30 protein-coding genes are annotated in these 22,998 nt (G+C 52.3%); 15 read left to right on the forward strand and 15 right to left on the reverse strand.

Translation table 11 applies throughout. The annotated features are described in order from the left end of the window. Window positions 1–8 precede the first annotated feature (8 nt). Window positions 9–722 (forward strand): L-ribulose-5-phosphate 4-epimerase, encoded by a 714-nt coding sequence (locus ABWQ15_RS07690; RefSeq protein ID WP_353908174.1) that lies wholly within the window; start codon window positions 9–11, stop codon window positions 720–722. A 253-nt stretch (window positions 723–975) separates the two neighbouring features. Here ABWQ15_RS07690 and ABWQ15_RS07695 read toward each other — a convergent pair whose 3' ends face one another. After that, a complete protein-coding gene (locus ABWQ15_RS07695; protein ID WP_353908175.1) occupies window positions 976–1,221 on the reverse strand; it encodes an AbrB/MazE/SpoVT family DNA-binding domain-containing protein in 246 nt (81 codons plus the stop codon). Between the two features lie 222 nt (window positions 1,222–1,443). Here ABWQ15_RS07695 and ABWQ15_RS07700 point away from each other — a divergent pair, with 222 nt between their 5' ends. After that, window positions 1,444–2,028, forward strand: coding sequence for a spore maturation protein A (locus ABWQ15_RS07700; RefSeq protein ID WP_353908176.1), 585 nt, complete (start codon window positions 1,444–1,446; stop codon window positions 2,026–2,028). Further along, window positions 2,025–2,546, forward strand: a complete 522-nt coding sequence (locus tag ABWQ15_RS07705) for a spore maturation protein (protein ID WP_353908177.1) — start codon at window positions 2,025–2,027, stop codon at window positions 2,544–2,546. Before ABWQ15_RS07700 ends, ABWQ15_RS07705 begins: the two co-directional genes overlap by 4 nt. Window positions 2,547–2,720: 174 nt before the next feature. On the opposite strand, the gene cdd is transcribed toward ABWQ15_RS07705, so the two are convergent. Together cdd and ABWQ15_RS07715 are read right to left on the reverse strand one after the other, a co-directional pair. Beyond that, window positions 2,721–3,110, reverse strand: coding sequence for a cytidine deaminase (gene cdd, locus ABWQ15_RS07710; RefSeq protein WP_353908178.1), 390 nt, complete (start codon window positions 3,108–3,110; stop codon window positions 2,721–2,723). Window positions 3,111–3,130: 20 nt separating this feature from the next. Further along, window positions 3,131–4,381 carry a polysaccharide deacetylase family protein gene (locus ABWQ15_RS07715; protein WP_353908179.1) on the reverse strand — a complete coding sequence of 417 codons (1,251 nt, stop codon included), beginning with the start codon at window positions 4,379–4,381 and terminating at the stop codon, window positions 3,131–3,133. 257 nt (window positions 4,382–4,638) lie between these two features. Between ABWQ15_RS07715 and nifS the strand changes: the two genes are divergently transcribed. The 6 genes from nifS (at window position 4,639) to ABWQ15_RS07745 (ending at window position 10,869) form a co-directional block, all read left to right on the forward strand. Beyond that, window positions 4,639–5,829, forward strand: a complete 1,191-nt coding sequence (nifS, locus tag ABWQ15_RS07720) for a cysteine desulfurase NifS (protein WP_353908180.1) — start codon at window positions 4,639–4,641, stop codon at window positions 5,827–5,829. Between the two features lie 21 nt (window positions 5,830–5,850). Beyond that, the gene (gene nifU / locus ABWQ15_RS07725; protein ID WP_353908181.1) at window positions 5,851–6,288 is read left to right on the forward strand and encodes a Fe-S cluster assembly scaffold protein NifU; all 438 of its coding nucleotides are present in this window, start codon (window positions 5,851–5,853) and stop codon (window positions 6,286–6,288) included. A 291-nt stretch (window positions 6,289–6,579) separates the two neighbouring features. Further along, window positions 6,580–6,963, forward strand: a complete 384-nt coding sequence (locus ABWQ15_RS07730) for a DUF4183 domain-containing protein (RefSeq protein WP_353908182.1) — start codon at window positions 6,580–6,582, stop codon at window positions 6,961–6,963. Window positions 6,964–7,108: 145 nt separating this feature from the next. After that, the gene (locus ABWQ15_RS07735; protein ID WP_353908183.1) at window positions 7,109–8,422 is read left to right on the forward strand and encodes a DUF4183 domain-containing protein; all 1,314 of its coding nucleotides are present in this window, start codon (window positions 7,109–7,111) and stop codon (window positions 8,420–8,422) included. A 307-nt stretch (window positions 8,423–8,729) separates the two neighbouring features. Beyond that, window positions 8,730–9,191 carry a hypothetical protein gene (locus ABWQ15_RS07740; protein ID WP_353908184.1) on the forward strand — a complete coding sequence of 154 codons (462 nt, stop codon included), beginning with the start codon at window positions 8,730–8,732 and terminating at the stop codon, window positions 9,189–9,191. A 220-nt stretch (window positions 9,192–9,411) separates the two neighbouring features. After that, on the forward strand, window positions 9,412–10,869 hold the full coding sequence (locus ABWQ15_RS07745) for a sensor domain-containing diguanylate cyclase (RefSeq protein WP_353908185.1): 1,458 nt from the start codon (window positions 9,412–9,414) through the stop codon (window positions 10,867–10,869). Between the two features lie 195 nt (window positions 10,870–11,064). Here the strand turns inward: ABWQ15_RS07745 and ABWQ15_RS07750 are convergent, their stop codons facing one another. From ABWQ15_RS07750 to ABWQ15_RS07780, 7 genes are all read right to left on the reverse strand, one after another. Further along, on the reverse strand, window positions 11,065–12,126 hold the full coding sequence (locus tag ABWQ15_RS07750) for an FG-GAP repeat domain-containing protein (RefSeq protein ID WP_353908186.1): 1,062 nt from the start codon (window positions 12,124–12,126) through the stop codon (window positions 11,065–11,067). A gap of 232 nt (window positions 12,127–12,358) precedes the next feature. Further along, window positions 12,359–13,432 carry a PTS sugar transporter subunit IIC gene (locus tag ABWQ15_RS07755; RefSeq protein ID WP_353908187.1) on the reverse strand — a complete coding sequence of 358 codons (1,074 nt, stop codon included), beginning with the start codon at window positions 13,430–13,432 and terminating at the stop codon, window positions 12,359–12,361. Between the two features lie 99 nt (window positions 13,433–13,531). Beyond that, window positions 13,532–14,044, reverse strand: a complete 513-nt coding sequence (locus tag ABWQ15_RS07760) for a transcription repressor NadR (RefSeq protein ID WP_353908188.1) — start codon at window positions 14,042–14,044, stop codon at window positions 13,532–13,534. Window positions 14,045–14,235: 191 nt separating this feature from the next. Further along, complete coding sequence (gene rpsI, locus ABWQ15_RS07765) at window positions 14,236–14,640, reverse strand: 30S ribosomal protein S9 (RefSeq protein ID WP_353908189.1); 405 nt, start codon at window positions 14,638–14,640, stop codon at window positions 14,236–14,238. Window positions 14,641–14,654: 14 nt separating this feature from the next. Further along, entirely contained in the window at window positions 14,655–15,086 is a 432-nt protein-coding gene (gene rplM / locus ABWQ15_RS07770; protein ID WP_353908190.1) for a 50S ribosomal protein L13, read from the reverse strand. 246 nt (window positions 15,087–15,332) lie between these two features. Then, complete coding sequence (locus tag ABWQ15_RS07775) at window positions 15,333–15,596, reverse strand: pro-sigmaK processing inhibitor BofA family protein (protein ID WP_353908191.1); 264 nt, start codon at window positions 15,594–15,596, stop codon at window positions 15,333–15,335. Then, entirely contained in the window at window positions 15,587–15,850 is a 264-nt protein-coding gene (locus ABWQ15_RS07780; RefSeq protein WP_353908192.1) for a DUF2508 family protein, read from the reverse strand. The genes ABWQ15_RS07775 and ABWQ15_RS07780 overlap by 10 nt, the downstream gene beginning before the upstream one ends. A gap of 80 nt (window positions 15,851–15,930) precedes the next feature. On the opposite strand from ABWQ15_RS07780, the gene ABWQ15_RS07785 reads away from it, so the two are divergent. Further along, a complete protein-coding gene (locus ABWQ15_RS07785) occupies window positions 15,931–16,395 on the forward strand; it encodes a nucleoside deaminase (RefSeq protein ID WP_353908193.1) in 465 nt (154 codons plus the stop codon). Window positions 16,396–16,613: 218 nt separating this feature from the next. Here the strand turns inward: ABWQ15_RS07785 and ABWQ15_RS07790 are convergent, their stop codons facing one another. From ABWQ15_RS07790 to ABWQ15_RS07810, 5 genes are all read right to left on the reverse strand, one after another. Then, on the reverse strand, window positions 16,614–17,192 hold the full coding sequence (locus tag ABWQ15_RS07790; protein WP_353908194.1) for a hypothetical protein: 579 nt from the start codon (window positions 17,190–17,192) through the stop codon (window positions 16,614–16,616). Between the two features lie 205 nt (window positions 17,193–17,397). After that, window positions 17,398–17,838, reverse strand: a complete 441-nt coding sequence (locus ABWQ15_RS07795; RefSeq protein ID WP_353908195.1) for a hypothetical protein — start codon at window positions 17,836–17,838, stop codon at window positions 17,398–17,400. 3 nt (window positions 17,839–17,841) lie between these two features. Beyond that, complete coding sequence (locus ABWQ15_RS07800) at window positions 17,842–18,066, reverse strand: hypothetical protein (protein WP_353908196.1); 225 nt, start codon at window positions 18,064–18,066, stop codon at window positions 17,842–17,844. Window positions 18,067–18,110: 44 nt separating this feature from the next. Then, window positions 18,111–18,614 carry a hypothetical protein gene (locus tag ABWQ15_RS07805; RefSeq protein WP_353908197.1) on the reverse strand — a complete coding sequence of 168 codons (504 nt, stop codon included), beginning with the start codon at window positions 18,612–18,614 and terminating at the stop codon, window positions 18,111–18,113. Between the two features lie 73 nt (window positions 18,615–18,687). Next, window positions 18,688–19,092, reverse strand: a complete 405-nt coding sequence (locus ABWQ15_RS07810) for a hypothetical protein (protein ID WP_353908198.1) — start codon at window positions 19,090–19,092, stop codon at window positions 18,688–18,690. Window positions 19,093–19,296: 204 nt separating this feature from the next. On the opposite strand from ABWQ15_RS07810, the gene ABWQ15_RS07815 reads away from it, so the two are divergent. The 5 genes from ABWQ15_RS07815 to ABWQ15_RS07840 all read left to right on the forward strand — a co-directional run bounded on the left by ABWQ15_RS07815 (window position 19,297) and on the right by ABWQ15_RS07840 (window position 22,975). After that, window positions 19,297–19,479 (forward strand): hypothetical protein, encoded by a 183-nt coding sequence (locus ABWQ15_RS07815; RefSeq protein ID WP_353908199.1) that lies wholly within the window; start codon window positions 19,297–19,299, stop codon window positions 19,477–19,479. A 1,158-nt stretch (window positions 19,480–20,637) separates the two neighbouring features. Beyond that, a complete protein-coding gene (locus ABWQ15_RS07820; RefSeq protein ID WP_353908200.1) occupies window positions 20,638–21,036 on the forward strand; it encodes a terminase small subunit in 399 nt (132 codons plus the stop codon). A gap of 12 nt (window positions 21,037–21,048) precedes the next feature. Next, entirely contained in the window at window positions 21,049–21,291 is a 243-nt protein-coding gene (locus ABWQ15_RS07825) for a hypothetical protein (protein ID WP_353908201.1), read from the forward strand. Beyond that, window positions 21,288–21,698 (forward strand): hypothetical protein, encoded by a 411-nt coding sequence (locus ABWQ15_RS07830; protein WP_353908202.1) that lies wholly within the window; start codon window positions 21,288–21,290, stop codon window positions 21,696–21,698. The genes ABWQ15_RS07825 and ABWQ15_RS07830 overlap by 4 nt, the downstream gene beginning before the upstream one ends. Before the next feature lie 368 nt (window positions 21,699–22,066). Further along, window positions 22,067–22,975 (forward strand): hypothetical protein, encoded by a 909-nt coding sequence (locus tag ABWQ15_RS07840; protein ID WP_353908204.1) that lies wholly within the window; start codon window positions 22,067–22,069, stop codon window positions 22,973–22,975. Window positions 22,976–22,998: the final 23 nt, after the last annotated feature.

Here is a 22,998-nt window from a genome sequence, read left to right on the forward strand (position 1 = left end):
GGCCTGTTATGCTGGAAGAACTGAAGCAGCAGGTTTGCGAAGCAAACCTGCTGCTGCCGAAGCACAATTTGGTGACCTTTACCTGGGGTAACGTATCCGGTATCGACCGGGCCTCCGGCCTTGTGGTCATCAAGCCCTCCGGCGTAGAGTACGATGACATGAAACCCGCGGACATGGTTGTGGTGGATCTGGATGGCATCGTGGTGGAGGGTTCCTATAAGCCCTCCAGCGACACGGCAACCCATCTGGTGCTGTACCGGATGTGGGAAAAGCTGGGGGGCATTGTGCATACCCACTCGCGCTGGGCCACCAGCTTTGCGCAGGCTGGACGGGGTATTCCTGCCATGGGTACCACGCAGGGTGACTATTTCTACGGTGAGATTCCATGCACCCGGTTCATGACACCGGCGGAGATCGGTTCACCCGATGACAAAAATAGCCCTTACGAGCGGAATACAGGCAATGTCATTGTGGAGACGTTCATTGAGCGTGGACTTGACCCGACGGCCGTTCCCGGCGTGCTGGTCAACAGCCATGGTCCTTTCAGCTGGGGGACCGACCCCCTTAACGCCGTCCACAACGCCGTCGTCATGGAAGAGGTTGCCTTTATGGATTTCCACGCGCTGATGCTGGAGCCGCGGCGAGGCGCTATGCAGCGGGAGCTGTTGGATAAACATTATCTCCGCAAGCACGGGGTCAACGCCTATTACGGGCAAAGCTAAGTTCTTTCACGTTGCAAACAAAGTTATCTTTCACGGCAATTTTTTATTGGTGCCGCAGAAGCCCACCTTTTGTATCATACAAAAGGTGGGCTTCTTGACAGTTTGAAAGCGCGGCGGCTGTTGTCGCTGCGCTCAGTTGACGGCTGCCAGCACTTATGCCGGCCTTGCTTTTTTGCTTTTGCCTCCGGGCGTAAGGCCTTGGAGACAATCCGCATCGGCAGGGAGGGCAGGCGGGGAAAATTCGCAGGAAAAATTACTGCAATTCAGTCAATTCGTGCAGACACTTGGGGCAGACGTTCTTGCCTTTGAACTGGACAATATCTTTGTTGCTGTCGCAGAAAATGCAGCTGGGTTTGTATTTTTTGAGAATGACGGAGGAACCTTCCACATAGATTTCCAATGCGTCCTTCTCAGCAATATCAAGTGTGCGCCGCATCTCGATTGGAAGTACAATACGCCCCAATTCGTCTACCTTCCGCACGATTCCGGTTGATTTCATAATTTGTCTCCTTTTTCACGGTTATTATTGTAATTCTTCGGCTAACTGACAATAACACAGAATGTAATATTTTGTCAATTCTTTTCGCAATCTTTTTACAAATATTCACATTTTTTTCATTCTTTGTATTCCTGATAAAAACAAAATCAGAAAATTTGATTTTGTAGATATTTCGTTTTTGCTCATTTTACATTGCATTTTTTCAATAGAGGGAGGTAAAAAATGGCTATGGCGGTTCTATGGACCGGAATGGTCGCACTATCCGTAGTATTTGGGATGCTGAATGGGCGCATGGAAGCGGTTTCCACGGCCGCACTGGCGGGAGCGGGGAGTGCAATTCAATTATGTCTCTCCATGGCGGGCGTACTTTGCCTTTGGAGCGGCGTCATGGAGATCATGAACCGGTGCGGAATGTCTGCGAAACTGGCGCGTGCGTTTCGCCCGCTGTTGAAGATACTGCTGCCCAACGCCAGCCGGGACAATGAGACGCTTTCGGCTGTCTCTGCAAATGTTTCAGCAAATCTGCTGGGGCTGGGAAACGCCGCCACTCCTCTGGGAATTCAGGCTGCCCGACGGATGGCCAGAGGGCAGGAGGGGGTTGCCAGCGACGAACTGTGCCTGCTGGTGGTGCTGAATACGGCATCCATCCAGATAATTCCGGCGACCATCGCGTCCGTCCGCGCCGCTGCCGGCGCCGCGGCGCCGTTTGATATTTTGCCGGCGGTGTGGTTGTCGTCGGTGCTGAGCGTGACGGCCGGGCTGGCGGCGGCAAAGACTCTGGCCTTTCTGGGCAGGAGGAGAATATGAGCCTTTCTGCGATGGTGGTACCCGGTCTGCTGGCGGGGACAGCAATCATTGCCCTTTGGCGGCGGGTGGATGTTTACGGTGCGCTGACTGCCGGAGCGGGAGAGGGCCTGACGGTGCTTTTGCGCATTGCCCCGGCGCTGGTGGGGCTGATGACTGCCGTGGCCATGTTTCGGGCTTCCGGGGCGATGGAGTGGCTGTCCGGACTGTGTGCGCCGCTGCTGGAAAAGGTGGGAATTCCTGCGGACTTGACACCCTTGATGCTGATTCGGCCCATTTCCGGCAGCGGAGCGTTGGCTGTGGGCAGCGAGTTGATGAAAACTTATGGCCCGGATAGTTATACGGGGCGGGTGGCGGCGGTAATGTTGGGCAGCACGGAGACTACATTTTATACCATTGCCGTCTATTTTGGCGCTGCCGGAATTACCCGCACCAGACATACCATACCGGCGGCGCTGACTGCCGATCTGGTGGGGTTTATCGGCTCCGCGCTATCGGTACGAATTTTTTTCGGCAGGTAAGGCTTTTGCGGCGGGCTGACGATATGCATACAGACTGGAGAATCGATATTACACAAGCAATTAACGGGAGAGGCATCACAGATGTGACGCCTCTCTTGTTCAATGCTTTGAGTAAAAAGCGAATCGCCGAAGAAGACAAACGTACTGCTTTCACAGAGAACGGAACGCGCCGGTTTACAAAAACGAGTGATCGAAACCGTGAGGCAGCAGCTCTTTCAGGGTAAGGGACATTTCCTCGCCCTTGCCGTTGAGGCAGATGACCTCCATCTGAGGCGCGAACTCCTGCATGAACTGTCTGCACATGCCGCAGGGCACACAGTAGTCCTCGCTTCTTCCGGCCACCACGATGCGGACAAAGTCCCGGTGCCCCTCGCTGATGGCCTTGCCCATGGCGGTGCGCTCCGCGCAGGTGCCCACGGGGTAGGCCGCGTTTTCAATGTTGCAGCCGGTAAATACCGTGCCGTCTGCGCATTCCAGAGCCGCGCCCACTGGAAAGTGGGAGTAGGGGCAGTAAGCTCTGTCCAGCATCCGGACCGCCGCGGCTTTCAGTTCCTCACGCGTCATACAAACAACTCCTTCAAAAGTTATTTCCAGTCAATCTGCCGCTGAGGCCGGACGTTCACATCCATGATATCCTTTGCGTCGTAGAATTGCAGATATCGGTCCCGGGAGTGTCGCAGGGTGGTGCCATCCGGGTGGAGCCGGTCGCAGATCACCGCGCAGATGTCCTCTTTAATATAGCTGAAGCTCTCAATGCCCACGGAGGCAAAAACCCGAAAACCTTGACTTTGCAGGTACCGGAATACCGGGCCGGTTTTTTTCCAGTCGTCGCCGTCCGGCCGCTCTCCATGGGGATAAAACAGAATCGTAGTGGGTCCCACAAGGCTGCCCACCTCGTCGAACCACCGCTTCGTGTCCGCCTGAATTGTCGCCATGGACTTGGTGCCCAAGCGGATATGCCCCCAGGTGTGGCTGCCAAAGGTCCAACCGGTGCGCTTCAATTCCGCAATGACGGGCTTTACCGCCTCAATTTCCTTTTGCCGTTGGGTCTCCTGCGCCGCTGTCCAGCTTTTGGTATCTGTCTGGGTGCGATAACCCAAAATGCCGCAGTACCCCGTCAGAGACAGACAGCCCTTGGCGCCGAAAGGAGAGAAATCCGGGTGCTCCCTGACGAACTTGTCCAGAATGGGAAGGGCATCCAGATCCTGAGAGACGACCTCGTTGCCCTGGGGGTCCTTGCCCTCGCTCCAGATCAGGCCGTCGTCCCCCACAATCAATTTATAAGCGAAGCCGTTCTCCAGCATATAGGGATAATAGTTTACGTCATCATAGGAGAGAATCAGGGGCTTTTTCCCCTCGGGCAGGTACAGGGTGTTTCGGACCATGGTGGGCTGGCCGTCCGCACCTGTGGTTTCGCTCCACACGTCGTTGATGTCCACCAGTATATAGCCCTTGTCATAAATACTTTGCAAAATTTTGTCGTATTCATCCACGGTGACCATATAGTCATCCAGGCCGTTAGACTCGGCGTCCCCGTCGAAAGCCAGCTGGGGATAGGCAATCACCGGATGAAAAAACAGGTGCTCCACCACGCCGTCCCATGCGGTGTAAGGGACACCGTCAACCATGTCGCCGGCGGGCTCCACAGTGGGGTCTGAAATGGTATATGGCTCCACCTGCGGGGCTTCCGGTTCACTGGAGGCGGAGGAAGCGGCAGAGGAGCCGCCGGAGCCACTTCCGCTGCCGGAACCGCCGGAAGCGGGAGAGACCGCGCCGCAGGCGGCCAGAGATGTCAGCATGGCAAGCGCAAGCAAAAGCGGCAGGAATCGACGCATAGAAAAAGACATCCTTTCTGAAATTCAACTCGGTATGAAGCAGTATATCAGTTTGTTCGACAAAATAAAACACAAAAGGGTGACAAATTTACATTTTTACCAGTTTACAACGGCGTTTCTGGCGGAACCCAGAATGCGGCAGCTTTCAATCCGCCAAAATGATACAAAAAATATTTTGTATCATACTTGACAAGTAGGAAAACTGTGATATATTCAAATCATAGTAAAGAAATATGAAATAGAAGGAGGAACCGTATATGCGTGTTTACGCCGATAATGCGGCAACGACTGCCGTCAGCGATGCGGCGGTGGCCGCCATGCTGCCCTGTTTTCAGGAGTTTTACGGAAATCCGTCCAGCTTGCACACTATCGGTCAGCGGGCGGCGGAAAAGCTGTCCGTGGCCCGACAGATTTTTGCACAGAGGCTGAACTGCGATCCCAGCGAAATCACATTTACCTCCGGAGGCAGCGAGGCGGACAATCAGGCCCTGCGCTCCGCCGCCGCGGCGGGAGCGAAAAAAGGAAGAAAGCATATCATCTCCACAGAGTTTGAGCACCACGCTATTTTGCATACGCTGGAGCGGCTGGAAAAAGAAGGGTTTGAAATTACGCTGCTGAAGATCCCTAAATCCGGCGTGATCTCTCCGGAACAGGTACGGGAAGCCCTCCGCCCCGATACCTGCCTTGTGAGCATTATGTTTGCCAACAATGAAATCGGCACCATTCAGCCTATTTCCGAGATCGGCAGGCTCTGCCGTGAAGCAGGGGTGCCCTTCCACACCGACGCGGTGCAGGCGGCGGGGCATCTGCCCATTGATGTGAAGAACATGAATATCGACCTGCTGAGCCTGTCCGCCCACAAATTCCACGGGCCCAAGGGCGTCGGTGTCCTATACGCCAGAAAGGGCTGCGTTTCTCTGGTGAACGTGATTTACGGCGGCGCGCAGGAGCGGGGAAAGCGGGCCGGGACTGAGAATATCCCCGGCATTGTGGGCTCCGCAGCGGCGTTTGACGAGGCCTGCGCCAGCATGGAGAAAAACGCGGTGAAGATGACCGCCCTGCGGGATAAGCTGATTGACGGACTGACAAAGATTCCTCACAGCATTCTCAACGGCGAGCGGGAGCGAAGGCTTCCCGGCAATGTGAATCTGTGCTTCGAGGGGATCGAGGGGGAGTCGCTTTTGCTGCTGTTGGATCAGGAGGGCGTGTGCGCGTCCTCGGGAAGCGCCTGCACCTCCGGGTCCCTGGACCCCAGCCACGTGCTGCTGGCACTGGGCCTTCCCCACGAGGTGGCCCACGGGTCGCTGCGCCTGAGTCTGAGCGAGTACAACACAGAGGAGGAAATTGACCACATTCTGGCGGTGACACCGGGGATCGTGGAGTATCTGCGAAACATCTCTCCGGTGTGGGACGAGCTGGAGCATGGGCAGCGGAAACATATTATTTGAATTAGAAAGAGGCGTTTGAAAATGCTGTACAGTGAAAAAGTGATGGACCACTTCCAGAATCCCCGGAATGTGGGAAAAATGGACGACGCCGACGGCGTCGGCGAGGTGGGAAACGCCAAGTGCGGCGATATCATGCGGATGTATATCAAGGTGGACAAGGATACCCAGACCATCAGCGATGTGAAGTTCAATACCTTTGGCTGTGGCAGTGCCATAGCCACCAGCTCCATGGCCACGGAGATGATTAAGGGAAAGCCTGTCACGGATGCGCTGGCTCTTTCCAACAAGGCCGTGGTGGAGGCCCTGGACGGCCTTCCGGCCTATAAGCTCCATTGCTCCGTTTTGGCGGAGCAGGCGGTAAAGGCCGCGGTGAAGGACTACTACGACAAAAACGGGATTACCTATGGCAAAGAGCTGAATATCTGCGACCACGACTGCGAACACTGCGCGGGAGAGTGAGACCGCAGAAAAACGGGAGACCGGCGCAGCCGGCCTCCCGTATGTGTTGGTTTGAAAGCAAGCCGCTCAGCGCCAGAGAGAATATACAGTTGCCTTTCTAAAAAAACGCTCCGCTTTCACCGAATTTTTTTAAAAGTATGGACAGCCGTCTAAAAAACGGCTGTCCATTTTATTAGATTCGAGTGGTGGGCCTGCCCCGGAATTCACACAACACGCGCAAGACTTCATATAATGGAATGGACATTGAATTGTCCGACAACTCAGCATAATATTTTATGATGAAGGTGTGTTATGGCCACTTCACTTTTGAAACTATCAATGACTGCCTTGGCGCCGACAACCACCGCCAAGCCAACCGCGCTTCGCTTCTTCAATACGGCTCCGACGGGCGGGTATACCGGCGCCGCCACCTATACGATTGACGACACGGACTGGATCGACGACACCGGAACTGGCGTCGCGGCAGGCGGACTGGTGCCGGCCACCGCAAATAACGGCTATTATAACCTGTTTATCAACGGCCAATTGCAGGAAGGCAATGTGGTAACTACCGTTACCACTACTGCGGTTACCATCACCTTTAGCGCGGCAACCACCATTGAAGAGGGAAAGATCATCACTCTGGCTGTCACCAACTTTGCCCCGGAGACAACTGCGCCTGTCATTACCGGCTGATTGCATCAAGTGGAATGAGACCAAAGACCGTTAGGTAATTGGTCGGGCAACAACTTCGGGAGTTCTCGGGGTTGTTGCTACATAGCATCGGCAGGCATTCAAACGAAAGTCCCTTCATCATTTTCAGAAAAATGGAGCAATTATTATGTCACAGTGCGATTCGCCTTTCATCATCTGCCTGCTGACGGATGAAAACGGAAAATTGGTCAGCACATCTGATCCGAGTGGCCTTGCGTTTACGGTATTGTGTTCAACTAAGAAATGCCTGGGAACGGATTCCCTTACGGAGAAGAATTTGGTTACCGTTTCCATCAAAGGCTATATCGTTGTTTATATCCAGGGGAAAGAGAAGTCTTCCCCCATTCCGTTTTATGCAGTTAAACACATCTGCATTGATGTCCCCAAAGGAGCATTTTTGGACTTTTCAGTTAAGAAATTCCATTGCTGCGGCGTTCCGGTCCTATTGGAAAATGAAATTGCCCAGATAGACGTTCTGATTGACTTTGAAACAGAAGCAAGATCCTGCGCTTACGTCGATGTTTTGGTCCAGCCGGCCGAATCCGCGGTTTGTGAAAAAATTCTGATCAGCGTACTGAAAATCTATGACGCTGTCTGCTTCAATACGTGTATCCCTGTGATCTATGATTTGCTGCTTTCGGCAATTATTTATCAGTATAATGCGTTATCTGATGGAGTAAAAACGGAATACACGAACCAGGATGAACTCACGGAATATGGACACGAGGGAATTCTTTCTCCCACCAGCGTCTCCTATTACAATTTGTTTGTGAACGGGATGTTGCAGCCCAATGTCAATTATGCCATCTCGGAGGGCCAGCTGAAATTGCTGACCAACGACGTTCCGGAAAAAAATGAAACGATCATTCTGACGTTTGTTACCTTCGGTCAAAACCACGGGAAAGCAGTTTATGTCATGGACAATAAATACGTCACGGTTTCAGACGGGAGCAAAATGGTATTTACAAACAACGACGAATTGGTTGAATATGGGGACAAAGGTATCCCTTCGCCGGACGCAGTGTCATATTTCAACCTCTATATAAACGGCACTTTGCAGCCGAACACAAATTTTATTGTTGCGGAGGACCATCTTGAACTGACCACAACAAATATCCCTCCCACCGGAGCGATGATTGTTCTTGAATCCGTCGTCATCAAGGATTCAGAGGATCTGCTGCTCAAAGCGGAGGTGTATGCCTACAACGCCTATTCAAACGGAAATAAGATCTATACGGATCAGGAAGAAATTACAATGTACGGGACCAAGGGAATCTCTGCCCCGCAGCTGAGTTCCTATCAGAACCTGTTTGTCAACGGAGTCATTCAGCCGCAGATTAATTACTCGGTCCAGGAGGGCCGACTCACGCTCAATACGATTGAAGCGCCCAATCCGCGCGTTCCCATCACGCTGCAGTTTGTAAGAGTTTTTTTATCGTAAGTTATAAAACCTTTCAATCCTTTTCCCGCAGCAGGCTACGCTTGCCGCGCTGATTGGAAACGTCCAAGCTTTCAGAGTTCCGTTTTGGCTGAGCCTAAGGCGGGCGGTAATGGTACGCTTCACAGCCCAAGCGCAAGATACAAACGTCAAGGAGCAGAGAAAAAGCTTGTGCAATAAAATAAAACGGTGTATGATAAATTGCATATATCATTTTCACGGCTGCAAGGTGCGGCTCTCAGAGCAGATATTACCCTGCGGCAAGGAACAGTCCTGAGCGCCCCCCTTCAATTCAGGAGGTTTCCAAATCATGAGCTTTAACGATGTTCCCTTTTTCTTCGGCTCCGCAGCGGGCGGGTTTATTTTGATGGCGGCTGTCGGCATTCAGGCGGCTGTAGCCCTTTTTTCCTCCATTCCGCTGACCCGTCGGCGTAAGGAGACCTGCCCCGACTTTAATATCCGCGCGGCTTACCGCCGAATAGCTCAGGTCTCCAGCCTGTCGATTATTCTCTGCGCCGTCGTTACCGCCCTGGTCATCCATTTTGGCTCCACCGGCATCATCGCGGGATACGGGCTGGGCTTCATTCTGGCATTTGCTCTGAATCTGAAGAGGATGTCCCCTAACAACGAGCAGAATCGGAAAAGCTACGAGGAATCCTACGCGGACTGTTACCCTGCCTCCGATGCCACCCCGGACGACACTGCGGCTCATAAGCGAGCAGTAGGGGGATTTGAAAGTGCCGAGGGTGAAGACAGTTCGGACGGACAATAATCAGACATTGCCTTGGCGGTATCGCCCCATGGGAGTTTCTTTCTCCCGTGGGGCTTCTTTTCATGTTGAAATTTGTAATATATTGGTATATGCTATATGGGATAGTCAGTGAATGCGGCAAAGAACCTTTTTTGAGCGGTTTTGTTGAAATATCCCACGCTTTAATTCGGCGTTCAAGATCGATGACTGTTCATGGATTCTATCACAAAAGGGGTAAAATGTGAAAAAACATATATTGCTGCTCAGCAGTCTGGCCATCATTTTTTCGATTGTAATTGGATTTGTTGGCATCGTCTATAAGGATACAACGGCGTATCAGGATCTGGCGGAAAAACACATGGAAAATGTCTTGAGTCTTGCAGATAAAGACATTTCAAGCCATATTGAGGACACTATGACAAAGCCCGTGATGGTCTCAAAAACAATGGCGAATGATGAATTCCTAAAGAATTGGCTGATGCAGGAACCGGAAAACGTCAAAAATGATACATACCTGAAACAGTTATACAGCTACCTGAAGACATATCAGGAAGAGTACGACTATACAACTGTATTCTGCGTTTCTTCACAGACCGGAAATTATTATTATCAGGACGGCTTGAACAAAACTCTTTCCAAGGAAGATACGCACGATATCTGGTATTATAATTTTATCGGGTCCGGGCACGAGTATGATTTGGAAGTCGATACAAATCAGACGAAAAACGATTATATTACCGTATTTGTAAATTTTCGCATTGAGAACAATAACGGAGAACTCCTGGGTGTGATTGGCGTGGGGCTTCAGGTTGACGCACTGGAAAATACCGTTTGCTCTTATGAGAAGGACTATGGCCTTTCCGTTTATATTATAAATACATTGGGGGCAAGAACATCCTTTACAGGTGATACAAATATTTTTATTAGAGAAGACGATTTGCCAAAGCTAACTGGAATTACAAATAGAATAAAGTTAAACAAGTCCGAAGCTCCCATATTACAATGGTATTCTTCAGACGGCGAAAGAAAGTGCCTTATAACGAAGTATAACGAAACTCTGGGCTGGCACTTTATACTGGAGATGGATACCAGTTCAATCAGCAGCGTGTTTCAGGATAGAGTCAAGAGTAATATCCTTTTTATGCTCGTTGCAACGATTGCCTGCACAATGGTTTCAACAACTGTTTTCATCAATTATAATCAGCGTGTCATTACGATAGAGAATACAGATGAACTGACCGGACTTCCAAATAGAAAGCAATTCGCTAAACTGTATTTGCGGTTTATCCGTAAATACAAGAATCGAAGAAAGACCTTGGTTATGTTCGATATTGACCACTTTAAAGGGATTAACGACACCTATGGTCATATATTTGGAAATGAAATTCTCTCAATTGTGGGGGAGGAGTTACGCAAAGCAATCAGCGGGGATGGCATTGCGGCGCGATGGGGCGGAGACGAATTTCTGAGTATATTGACCGTGGAACCGGATCAAGCGAAACAAATCATGGAGCGTTTAATGGACTCGCTCAAAAACCAGGAAAAGGGTGAATCCTACAACGTGACTGTCAGCGTGGGAATTATAGAGGTAGACAAAAAGCTTGGCATGGAGCAGCTCATCAAAAAAGCCGATGAGGCTCTGTATCAGTCAAAAGAGAATGGCCGAGATCAGATATCGATTGTGCATCAGCAGGAATAGTTCTGTTACCCCCTGCGCCATGCTTGAACGGCTGAGCGCCGACGGAGAATTGAAAACCATCGCCAGACCTTGTTGTGGTCAGGGGAAGCGGGGAAACAAGCCATATGCTCCGGGATTCATGCAAAGGAAACCGATTCTGCGCTGTCTGCAGGTTTCTGCGGACAGCGCAGCTTTTTAATCGTTGTGCATTGTTGTCTAAAAAAAGCGGATTCCCCGGGTGGGCGCGGGCTGATCATTGATTAAAACTGCAATGTTGTCAGAGTAATTGTTTGTTACCGCAATATCAATCTTTCCGTCTCCGTTGAAATCCGCGCTGACCAGCTTTGAAGGATAGTTGCTTACAGAGAAGAACTGTGGTTCCTGAAAGGTACCGTCTCCGTATCCGGACAGTACTGCTACTTCGTTTGTCAGCGGATTGGTAACTGCCAGATCTAACTTGAAGTCGCCGTTATAATCGGCTACCGTAATGCCAAGGGGTCCGGAACCGGCCGCATATAATGCCGGAGGCTGAAAGGTTCCGTCTCCGTTCCCCATCAGGATGGCAACACTATCCGTATTATTGTCTGTAATCGCTAAATCAATCTTTCCGTCCCCATTGAAGTCGGCGGCTACCACATAGGCAGGTCCGGAACCGGCGGGGTATAATACGGAAGCATCAAATGTTCCATCTCCGATTCCAAGTAATATGGAAACCGTATCATCGCTGTTCACTACCGCAAGGTCCAATTTGCCATCGTTGTTAAAATCGGCAGCAACCAAACCATCCGGGTATGGGCCTACGGGATAAAAGACGACTGGCAGAAATGTACCATCCCCAACCCCAAGCAGTATGCCGACAGCGTCTCCGGAAATATCGGTTATTGCAATATCTACTTTCCCATCTCCGTTAAAGTCCGCAGATATAATTCCGACTGGATTAGAACCGGCAGGATATCCGGCAGCGGTCTGAAAAGTACCATCACCATTTCCCATTAAAACTGCAATATCACCACCATTGGAATCTGCCACCGCAAGATCGGTTTTCCCATCATTGTTAAAATCGGCAGCCGTTATCCCCGTAGGATTAATACCTACAGAATATGGTACCGGAGCCTGAAAGGTACCGTCTCCGTATCCAAGCAGAACTTCTGCATTCCAGCTTTGGATGGACGGCGTAGCCAGGTCCACATTCCCGTCGCCATTGAAGTCGGCACTAGCTATGCCGTATGGAGACTCTCCTGCAGCATAATATGCGGCAGGTAAAAAAAAGACAGCCATTGCATATTCTCCTTAATTATAAGCTGGAACTTCCAACCCATTATATGCAACTTTTTTTAAAAGGGAATAAAAGTACGGATACAGCGCCTGAGATTTGGCGATCCTTGGAGATAAAAAGGCGGTGCCAGGCTGGCACCGCCCTCAACGCGCAGTTTTATAGTCGGCGTTTCAAAAATGCTCTTTTCAAAGTCGACTATGTCAGTGTCTTCGGTTCGACTACTTGTTAAAGGAGTTATACCAGCTTCATGTCACCGTCCTTCACCCATCCAGCCCTACGGCACAGGGCGTTGATGGCGGGGGCGAGAATAGCGGGCAGGACAAAGCAGATCAGAATCAGCCCCAGCCATTCTGTAGCGCCGGGGACGATTGGGGCGGCGCCTGCATTTGCGGCGGCCTCGCTGGGGGTGACCCAGCCGGAGTACAGGCCGATTTGGCCCACCAGGCCGCAGGTCCCCATTCCGGAGGCCACGGGTGGGCCGTTCATTTCCAGTTTGAATAGGCATGTGGCGATAGGGCCGGTGATGGCCGAGACCGCGGTGGGAGCGATCCAGATGCGGGGGTTTCGCACGATATTGGGCATCTGGAGCATGGATGTGCCCAGCCCCTGAGACACAAGACCGCCCCAGCCGTTTTCCTTAAAACTCATAACGGCGAAGCCCACCATCTGGGCGCAGCAGCCCGCCACAGCGGCCCCGCCTGCCAGCCCCACCAAGCCGAAGGAGGCGCAGATGGCAGCGGAGGAGATGGGCAATGTTAGCGCCACGCCCACGGTGATCGAGACGAGGATCCCCATCAGGAAGGGCTGGAGGTCGGTGGCCCACATGATAAAGCTACCCACGGCCATGGCCGCCGCGCCGATGGCGGGGGCAATCAGCTTGGCCAGGGATACGCCCACAAAAACCGTGACGGCGGGGGTGACAAGGATATCCACCTTCGTTTCCTTGGACACGGCCTTGCCGAACTCGGCGGCGATGATGGCGATGAACAGTACGGCCAACGGGCCGCCCGCGCCACCCTCCTTGTTGGCGGCCCAGCCCACCGCTGCCAGGGAATAGAGCACCAGGGGGTCGGCCTTAAGTGCGTAACCAATGGCCACGGCCATGGCAGGACCGGCCATTTCGAAAGCGTATTGTCCGACGTCGACAAGAAACTGCCAGCTGATCTGCTGACCCAGCGTTTTAAGAATCGTGCCGATGAGCAGGGAACAGAACAGACCGTGGGCCATATAGCCCAGGGCGTCGATGCCGTAGCGATGGGCGGAGATGACGATGTTTTTGCGGGCTAGGAACGCACGAAAGTTTCTCATAGAGGACACCTGCTTTCAAAAAAATCCAATGTACATATATGTGTCATGACACATATATGTACATTGGATTTTACATCGGACGAGCTATCTTGTCAACTGTCAATCCGACAAAAGAATTCCCAGTTTCTGCAGAACGGCCAGTACTCTTTGAAATGCCGCCTCGTTGGGGCAGGCGAGGGTGTGGAGGTGGATCCCCTCGGTCAGGTCGGACAGAGGCCTGGCATCGGAGCGGTCGCACCGGCACAGGAACTCCTCCACGTCATAGCGGCTGGACATCCGCAATGGGCCGGTCAGCTGGCCGTAGATGGGGTGCTCTACGATCACATCCAGAACGGTGCAGCCCTGATCCACCATGGCGTTGAGCTCCGAGCGCATCCCGGCGGCGTCGTGGCGGCACGCCACCTGATGCAAAAGGCCCGGCGCCACCTGCCCGGTCACATATCCCCGGGGCGTAGCGGACACATTCAGTCCTCCAGCACGCAACAGGGCCACATCTCCCACGATCACCTGACGGCTGACGCCCAGCCGCGCCGCCAGCACCGATGCGGAGACCGGCTGGTCCGCCTGTTCCAGAAAGCATCTGATTGCCGCTCTGCGTTCCTCTGCCCGCATGTTCCGTTCCTCCTGTCCTGACAGCTGTCAGGTGCTGTTTTCAAACAGTGTATCACACCTGCGCCGCTCTGACAACCATCCCCGCTGCTTTTAGAGGGAGAGCTGAAGCAAAAAATTCTGCGCACCTACCTCCTTACCCAACATAAAAAAGCCCTGTAACCATGAGGTTACAGGGCTTTCTGATAAGCAGATTATCTCTTGGAGAACTGAGGCGCGCGGCGGGCGGCCTTCAGACCGTACTTCTTGCGTTCCTTCATACGAGGGTCGCGGGTCAGGAACCCGGCCTTCTTCAGGACGGGACGGTTGTCTTCGCTGACCAGCAGCAGGGCACGGGCGATACCGTGCCGCAGAGCGCCGGCCTGACCGGACACGCCGCCGCCGGTGACGGTGGCGACAACGTCCATCTTACCAGTGTTGTCGGTGGCCTCCAGAGGCTGACGTACCACCATCTTCAGGGTGTCCAGACCGAAATACTCGTCGATGCCGCGGCCGTTGACGGTAATGGAGCCGGTACCGTTGGGGAACAGGTGAACGCGGGCGATAGAGGACTTTCTCCGGCCGGTGCCGTACAGATAGGGCTTCTTAGACTGATACATTCTGTTCTTCCTCCTTATTCCGCGTCGAGCGCCACGGGCTTTTGTGCCTGCTGCTCGTAGTTTTCATCGGCATAGATGTGCAGGCGGGTCAGGGAAGTGCGGCCCACGACGTTCTTGGGCAGCATGCCGCGGACGGCTTCGCGCATGGCGAGCTCCGGCTTTTCCTGCATCAGGATGCGGTAGGGAGTCTCTTTCAGACCGCCGATCCAACCAGAGTGGGTCCGGTAAATCTTCTGGGTACCCTTGTTGCCGGTCAGCACTGCCTTGCTGGCGTTGATGATGACGACAAAATCACCGCAGTCAGCGTGGGGAGTAAAGGTGGGCTTGGTCTTGCCGCGCAGAATGTCGGCAGCCCGAACAGCCGTCTTGCCCAAGGGCTTGCCGGCGGCGTCCAGGATGTACCACTTGCGCTCAATATTGGACGCATTCGCCATAAAAGTGGACATATTTTTTCCTCCGTATATGAAATTCTTGATTTTCTTTACAAACCTGACGGTTCAGGGTAAAATCAAAGCAAGATTATTTATAACACTCGTTCCTCTTAAAGTCAATACGAAATCGATTTAGTATTGATGTACCTCGTTATATCTTTTGATTACTATTAATATCTCTCAAAATCTAACTTTTGTTTTTAATCTTGCATAGAAAAACGGAGACGGCGCGCCGCCTCCGCTCTGAATCATATGTAGCCGCTACAAGATCCACTGTACCAACAACAGCAGCACAAATCCGGGCAGACCCAAAATCCCCACGATCAGGGCGTTCCAGAGATTCAGCCCCAGTGTGATGCCGGTCAACGGGGCCGTCAGGCCCGCGAGGTACAGGGCAAGAAAGCCAAGAAGCGTATTGATCAGCAGCTTCAGAGCCAACCGCAGCGGCGCTTTGAAAATACGCAGCAGAGCTGCCAGCAGAAACACCGCCAGCAGTCCCACCATGACTTTTTGACTCAGGTCCATGTGGCGGCCTCCTCCGTCTTTGCCATCGCTGCCGTGTCGGGGCAGCGGGCCTTGATCGCGCGGATCAGGTAATTGCACCGTGCTTTGGCGGCGCTGATCTGGAAAATGCAGGATTCAACCAATTCCGGGTCTGTGGCCAGATCGAACTGGCGATATGCCAGAGACAGCTCGCCCTGAGCCGCCTGCAACTCGCCTTGCAGGACCGCCAGTATGGGATCCTGCGCGGGACGTCTGGAAAAGAACGCGTTTTTCATACGACTCCCCCATTCCTTACGCTCTATATCTTACGGGGAGTTTGGACAATTATTCCAATTTTTAAACAGGAGAAAATTGCATGGAGCACGAGAGTTATATGCGCCGGGCGCTTATCCTGGCCCGGGAAGCGGCGGCGGCCGGAGAGGTGCCGGTGGGCTGCGTCATCGTCCGGAACGGCGAGATCATTGGCGAGGGCCGCAACCGCCGCGAGGAATTGGCTTGCGCCGCTTCTCACGCGGAGATGGAGGCCATTGCGGCCGCCAATACGCGCCTTGGCAGCTGGCGACTGGACGGCTGTACGCTGTATGTGACGCTTGAGCCTTGCCCTATGTGTGCCGGAGCGATTCTGAACGCCCGAATTGCCGAAGTCTTTTACGGTGCGCGGGACCCGGCCTTCGGGGCCTGCGGCGGCGTGACGAATTTGTTTATGGAGGACTTTCCCAACCGACCGGCGCTGGTGGGCGGCGTGCTGGCGGAGGAATGCCGGACAGTGCTGGGGGCGTTTTTTCAAAGACTCCGTAGCGACAGGGAAGCCTGCAAGTAGAAATTCACCGAATACGCTCAGAGATTTAAGACTTTTGCAAATTTTTTTCTACCAATACCAATTGATACAAGGCATACTGCGTCGCAACTGTGAACAATAAAAACCCGAGGAGCAAAACGCTCCCCGGGTTCCTTTTATATATCCATCTTGCGGGGCCAAGATGGGTTATTAAAGTGGCATGGAGACCGCCCACATATATAATACTAAGAGAAACCCCATCAAAAAATATCAATACCCTTGCCCCTGTTGTTCTTATATCTCGCATATATTTCAAAAAAGACTGACGTTGCCGCATCAATTATTGTGAAACCAGAAATCAAAGAGAGTGTGCTAAAGTCACTGGTAATCAAATATTTTGAACTAATACCAAACGCCCCAGCAATTAGCGAAATGCCATATTCTATATATGTTGGGAGCCTAATATAGTCAACAATCTGCTCTCTTTTTGGATTTCCATAAAAGGCAAAGCGGGCTACGCATATAAAAAGCAAATCCAAAAGCGTAAATACTTTATTAACCCAATCTATTGAAACCGGGAAATACCTCGAAATAGCTGCTACTAAAAGAGCTTGCCACACAGTGAACAGGATTAAATATCCTATAAATTTATATACCAAAAATCTTTCTTTTAGTATTGTTACAACAACTCCTGTCATAACAAATAGAAAATCACATATAACAAACAATGAAAGTGTGTCTGCTAGCTTACCAGATTTTACATAAATTATATGTAGAGTGATAATTTCTTGTAATATAAAAATGCTAAAAAAACACCGATCTCTTATAGCACGATTCATTTTTGAGACCTCCGTACTAAATTTTATGTATCGAGCAAATTAGATGCAACAGAATAACGGCTTTATCCATCAAGACTATACCGATGTTTTACAAAATTCAACTGTTTTTTAGATATTACGCCTAAATAGGACACAAAAACCCCCTCAGAACTTACTGTTTGGTAGGTCGCGGGGACCCGGAGAGCAAACGCTCTCCGGGTCCCATTTATCTCTCCCATTTTCCCTTTGCTATGTCCATCTCGCAGGCTACCCCGGGGTGGGCTTTCAGGGCCGCACGGTAGTCCTTGATCGCTTGCGCCCGCTCTGTGCCGGCGTACTTGGTGCTTTCAATCAGTTCCGGGGCTATACCGTCCTCGTGGTAAACCCTCCAGATGCAAAGGAAATAAAACTTCTTTTCACCATATCGAACCTCGCGTTTGAGTGTGATTTTAAGATCATAGGTGGCTGAGTATAGCTGCTGCATCCGGGCGAAAAGCTCTGCCCTGTAGTCCTGCATCTGCGCAATCTCCGCTTGCAGCTCCGCGATATATTTCTCCGTCTGCTGGTCCAGGTATTGGCAGCGCTCAATGGTGTTGAGAGTGGACGGCTTTTGAATGTAATTTTGCACCCTCCGCTCTGTTGCGTTCCAGCGTGTCCAGTCAATCACAGCTTACGACTCCTTCGGTTTCGCAGACTCCGGCCAAAATCCCCAGATTGCGCGAATTCTCTTTTCTTTTAAGTCATAGACAAGTGCAGCCTCATCAACTCCTACATCTTCCGGTCTAAAAGACAACTTTTGAAGTACCGCGGCGCTTGCTTCTTCCAGGGTCTTGTAGTCGCGCTTTTCGTCGGCTCCAATGTCCCTGCTGTATGTGATTACTTGATATCTGTTCATGATGTTTCCTTTCTGCGGGGGCCTTGCGGCCCCCGCTGTTATCGTCAGGCCGGCAGCTGGTCGGCGCGAGTGTTCACGCTGTTGAAGCGTTCACTACCGTACTTCCCCCGGATGTGGTCCATGCTGTAATGGCTCTTATGCCATTTGGCGCCGTCCTCGGCAAAGTGCCAGCTCCAGAGCTTTTTTGTGGCGGACCAGCGGCAGCCTGCAGCTTTCAGCGCGTCCTTGTGTTTCATGGTCTCGCCGCCGATCCAGAGCCAGCGCCCGCACAGCTCCACGGTCAGGCCGTCCATGTGAAGCAGCACGTTGATGATCTGGATGAAGTCCTCCGGGGCCTCGGTGGTGGCCTGGGACGTGCCGGTGGTATCTTCGGCGGCGCGTTCGTTCTGGCCGCGTTTCAGGACTTCAAAACGGGCCTCATACTCGGCATTAACTGCCTGCATGGTGGCGGTGTCGCCGCCCAGGTCCGGGTGATACTTCATCGCCGCAGCCTTATAGGATTTCTTCAACTCGTCCAGCGTCTTGCAGTTCTCAAAAAACTTTGTCATGGTGAGTTCCTCCTTGATGTATTGGTTCCTGGAATAGGGCCGATGCGCTCGACCCTTTAGGGGCAGCAGATTTTCATTGACAGATGGGGCGGCCCGTACTCTGGTAATACTGGCGGCCAAGCTCGCCATCCTCAGAGGTCAGAGACTGGAAAAGCTCCGCGCTGTCATAGGTGCCGGACTGCTTTACGCTCCAGATGCAACGATCCCAGCGTCCCCGGTGCTTCTCATACCGGTTCACGGCCTTGAAAAAGGCAACCACAGCGGACTGTTCCGCGCCGATCAGAGAGCAGGCACCCCGCAGTGCGTCCCAGCGGGCGTATTCTACCCCATCAAGCTTCCAATAGCGGGCGTACTGTTCGCGGGTCCAGTCCGCCGCGTAGTGTGAGGTCAGGGACTTTGAAAAGAGCTTGAGTTCTTCAGAGGCGGCGAAAGCATCGGCGGCTATCTGACGCAGGGCTTCAATGTTGATTCTGTTCATGTTGTATCTCCTTCCGGCCTATCGGCCTGTTCGCTGCTGTTTGGTTCATGGCCTAATCATAATTCATGGTGCCATGAATGTCAAGCGGGCAGATTAGCTAATGTTGCCATGAATTTTATGTTTATTATGCACATGGCGTCATGAATTAAAAAATGATATGATGTATCTGTCAAAGTATATTTAAGTTTTTGGAGGTTGTTTTTCATGTCAACGGATGCAAAGAGGGCGGGGAACGCCAGGCATTTAGAAAAGCTGGAACGTGTTGTGTTCCGCTTGCACAAGGATGGCACTGACGGACTTACAAAAGAACAGATAGAAGCAGCCGCGCAGGCCAGCGGCCAGAGTATCAATGCCTGGATTATTGACGCGATCAAAGACAAGCTATGAGCAAAGCCCCAGACGGTTTAATGCCGTCTGGGGCTTTGATTTTATTCCGGTGGAGTAGGGCGGTGGAGTAAAAATTTTGCCGTTTTACTCCACCGGTGGGATAAGTGGATTAGGTGGAATAGATTTCTAGGTACTCCACCGCCGCTAATCCGTTGCGCGGCAATGCGCACAGGGTAATCCGGTGGAGTAGGTGTATTATATCTATATTCTTAATTATTAGAGCGTATAGAGGGTAATATATACACCCTGTACGCTCTATACGCTCTCACGCGAGAGAATAGGGAAACTGCTCCACTTCTCCACCTCTCCACCGCGGGGGGCTTTTGAGCATTGACGCATGGCTGCTGGTGTCCATATTTTGAGGTGTGCGATTTTGGGAGAGAGAACATGCGGTTATGTATAAAAAACGCGCGTACAATTGCGACTAGCTATTAGCATAACTTATATTTCACACTAAGACCATTCGCGCGGCTTGTGTGGTGTGCTGGATCATGGCCAGCCGCCGCAAGAGGCAAAAAGCCGTGAGTTTTAATCGGGCATTAAGTGTTTTTACTGTGATATCAATGGATTACGCTTGCGCTGTGTCTTTTCTGTGTAGTCAGGGGCGCTATTTGGCACCGGCGCAAAAGGTGATCCGTGTCGCTGGGCGCAGATGATACAAGCGGGCCTGCCTGGAGGCGCGGGGCAGCATGGGGGGCCTGTGCAGTGGTCTGCGAGACGTTCTCCCGTCCGGGAGTTGATAGGGGGAGGGGTAGCAGAAAAACGGCGGGCCTCGCGCTGGCGGGGTAGGTGATATTCCACTCACGTATCCCGCGGCTTTAGGGACATGCTCCTGCGCTATGTTGCTTGCTCACGATGGCGCAAGCTGGCAGGGGGTAGCGGAAAATCAGGGGGCGGGGCTTTTGGAATCCCGGGTTCTCAAAATATCAGGACGCTTTGGGAGTAACAATATTATGCAAAATGTTTTAAAACGTTTAAAAAGTTATCAAAATACAAAAACGACTAAAAAATAGTGCTTGAAAGTGGATTAAAAAGTGATACAATGCAGTTGAGAGTATATAGAACTTCCCTCCGCCGCCCGGGTCCCGTGGCGGTTGTAACGGGGCAATCCCCCTCGCTGAATTGGCGAGAAAGATATTCAAGAAAGGCGGTGTAAGCATGGCAAAGAAGAAAAATGCTGGACAGCGAGACTATGCAACCGCCGACTTGCTAAAAGCGAAATGCGACGAGTATTTCAGGACGTGCGATGAAGACGGCGCTCTGTATGGAGAGGCTGGCCTTGCGCTGCACTTAAACGTCACGATTGAGACACTTCGGCGTTGGTACGACGGTAAACGCTGCCCGGATTTTCAGGAGACCGCGCAGATGGCCTATCTGCGCATTCAAAACCAGATCGAGACAGATCCCCGCTATCAGGAAAAGGGCATGGTGACCCGTGGAATTTTCCTGAACAAGCAACCCCGCTTTGGCGGGTATCAGGACAAGGTTGAGGCGCGGCAGGACATTTCCGTGAACGTGAACATGGGCAAGGGAATGGACGATTCGGACTTCAAGTAACGGAGGGGCGTCATGCGGATTTTGGAAATCGGGGTTCTGGCGTGTGTTTTTGCCGTACTGATCGCTTTGCTTGTTTTCATGCTGTGCTACACGCGCCTGCGTTTGGCTGAGATAAAAGCTGCGCACGCTCCCAGGGTTGAAGTCAAGGGACCCGAGGGCGTCGAAGTAATCAAACCTGTTCCCGAAAGCGTAGACGAGGGCGTTGAAAATATCATGACATACGGCGTGAAAGCGAAGACAGGTGATTCTCTATGACCGTGCAGGACGTGTTTGACAAGGCAATTCGCTTGATGGACGAACAGAACGAATCCACCGGCGCAACTGCCACCACCGACACGAAGGAATACCTGGTAAGAACGCCGGATATTCTGGATTCCATTCTTGCGAGAGTAAGTCTGGCAGTCGGAGAACCTTACGTTCGCGTAGCAGCGCCGGGAGAAAAAATCGAGCTTGCCGATGCTGTTGTGTCCGGGGTGCTTCCCTACTATCTGGCGTCGGCACTGATTGCCATTGAATCACAGGACAGCAGCCTTGCTTCTTATTTTAGCAGCACCGGAGACGCGGCACTTTCTGTCATTTCAGCACGGATAAACAAGGCAGAAGCTGCGCAGGTTGAGGACGTGTACGGCGGCATCGAGTATGGGGAGTTTGCATTATGGTGAAAAAAGAATGGTGGTATCATTGCCCGCACTGCGGTTGGAATGTGCAGCGGTTGACAGAGGATTCTGTTTTGGAAAACGTCCCGCTTTACTGTAAACGCTGTCATAAAGTAAGCTGCCCCCGTATTCATGCAGGGCGTGAATACGGGTCCAATGAGGCGTCTCCGCCTGTTTTAATCGCACAGAGGGATCAGGTCGGCTTAGACAGAACCAAAACGGACTGAAAACGAAATAGAGAACGAGCCAGAGCCTAAGAGCCAGAGCCAACCACTTTCATTTTGAGAGTGGCTGGCTCTCTTTTTATTAGCCATGCGCGGCAGACCAGCCGCGAGAAATACAAACCGGCAGACCAGCCGGGGAAAGGTGATTTCATGGAGAACGAGAATAACACCCCCGCCGAGGAAAGCACGCCGACCAGCGACGCATTTCTGGACGGATGGGGCGCGGACGGTGCAGAAAACTCCGAAACCCCGGAGGCTGAAAGCCCGGAAAGCAATACGGAAGAACACCCGGAGTCCGAGACGCAGGAACCCACTCAGGAGGCGGATGCCGACAAGCCGGACGCAAGCGCAGCGCCGGAGACGCCCCCCGCTGAGAAAACTGAAGAACCCGCGGCACCTGCACCGGAAACCCCCAAGACATGGACACTGCGGCATCTGGGCGAGGAAAAGGCCGTTAATGAGCAGGAGATAACCACTCTTGCCCAGAAGGGTCTTGACTATGATCGGGTACGGGAGAAATACGACGCGGCGAAGCCGGTCATGGAGATGTTTTCGCAGATGGCGAAGCAGTCCAATATGACCGTCGAACAGTACGTTGCCTTTGTGCGAACGGAGGCAAAGAAGTCCTCCGGCATGAGTGAGGACGAGGCAAAGCGGGCTGTCGATCTGGAGGACAGAGAGAGCGCCGTTATGGCAAAAGAGGCCGAGGAGGCCGAAAAGAAGACCGCCGCCCAGCAGGCGGCGCAGACAGAGAGTTCCGCAGAGGAGCGGCGAAACGCCGATATCGCGGAGTTTCAGAAGACATTCCCGGATGCGGCAAAGGACGCAAACGCCATTCCACAAGAGGTCTGGGACGCCGTGAAGCAAGGGCAGCGGTTGGCTGTTGCCTACGCTCTGTGGCGGGAGAAACAGGCTCTTACGGAGGCCCAACGAGTAAAGCAGGAATCCGCTGCAAAAGACCAGAATACCAAAAACGCTGGTCGTTCTACCGGCAGCATGAAGACCGCCGGGGCGGAGAGCAAAGCCAGCGATCCGTTTTTGGACGGTTTCGGTTCCTGATACAAGTGTCCTCTTCGCATTCC

Origin of the sequence: Oscillibacter sp. (assembly GCF_040505565.1) — a bacterium.
Lineage (GTDB): Bacteria > Bacillota > Clostridia > Oscillospirales > Oscillospiraceae > Oscillibacter.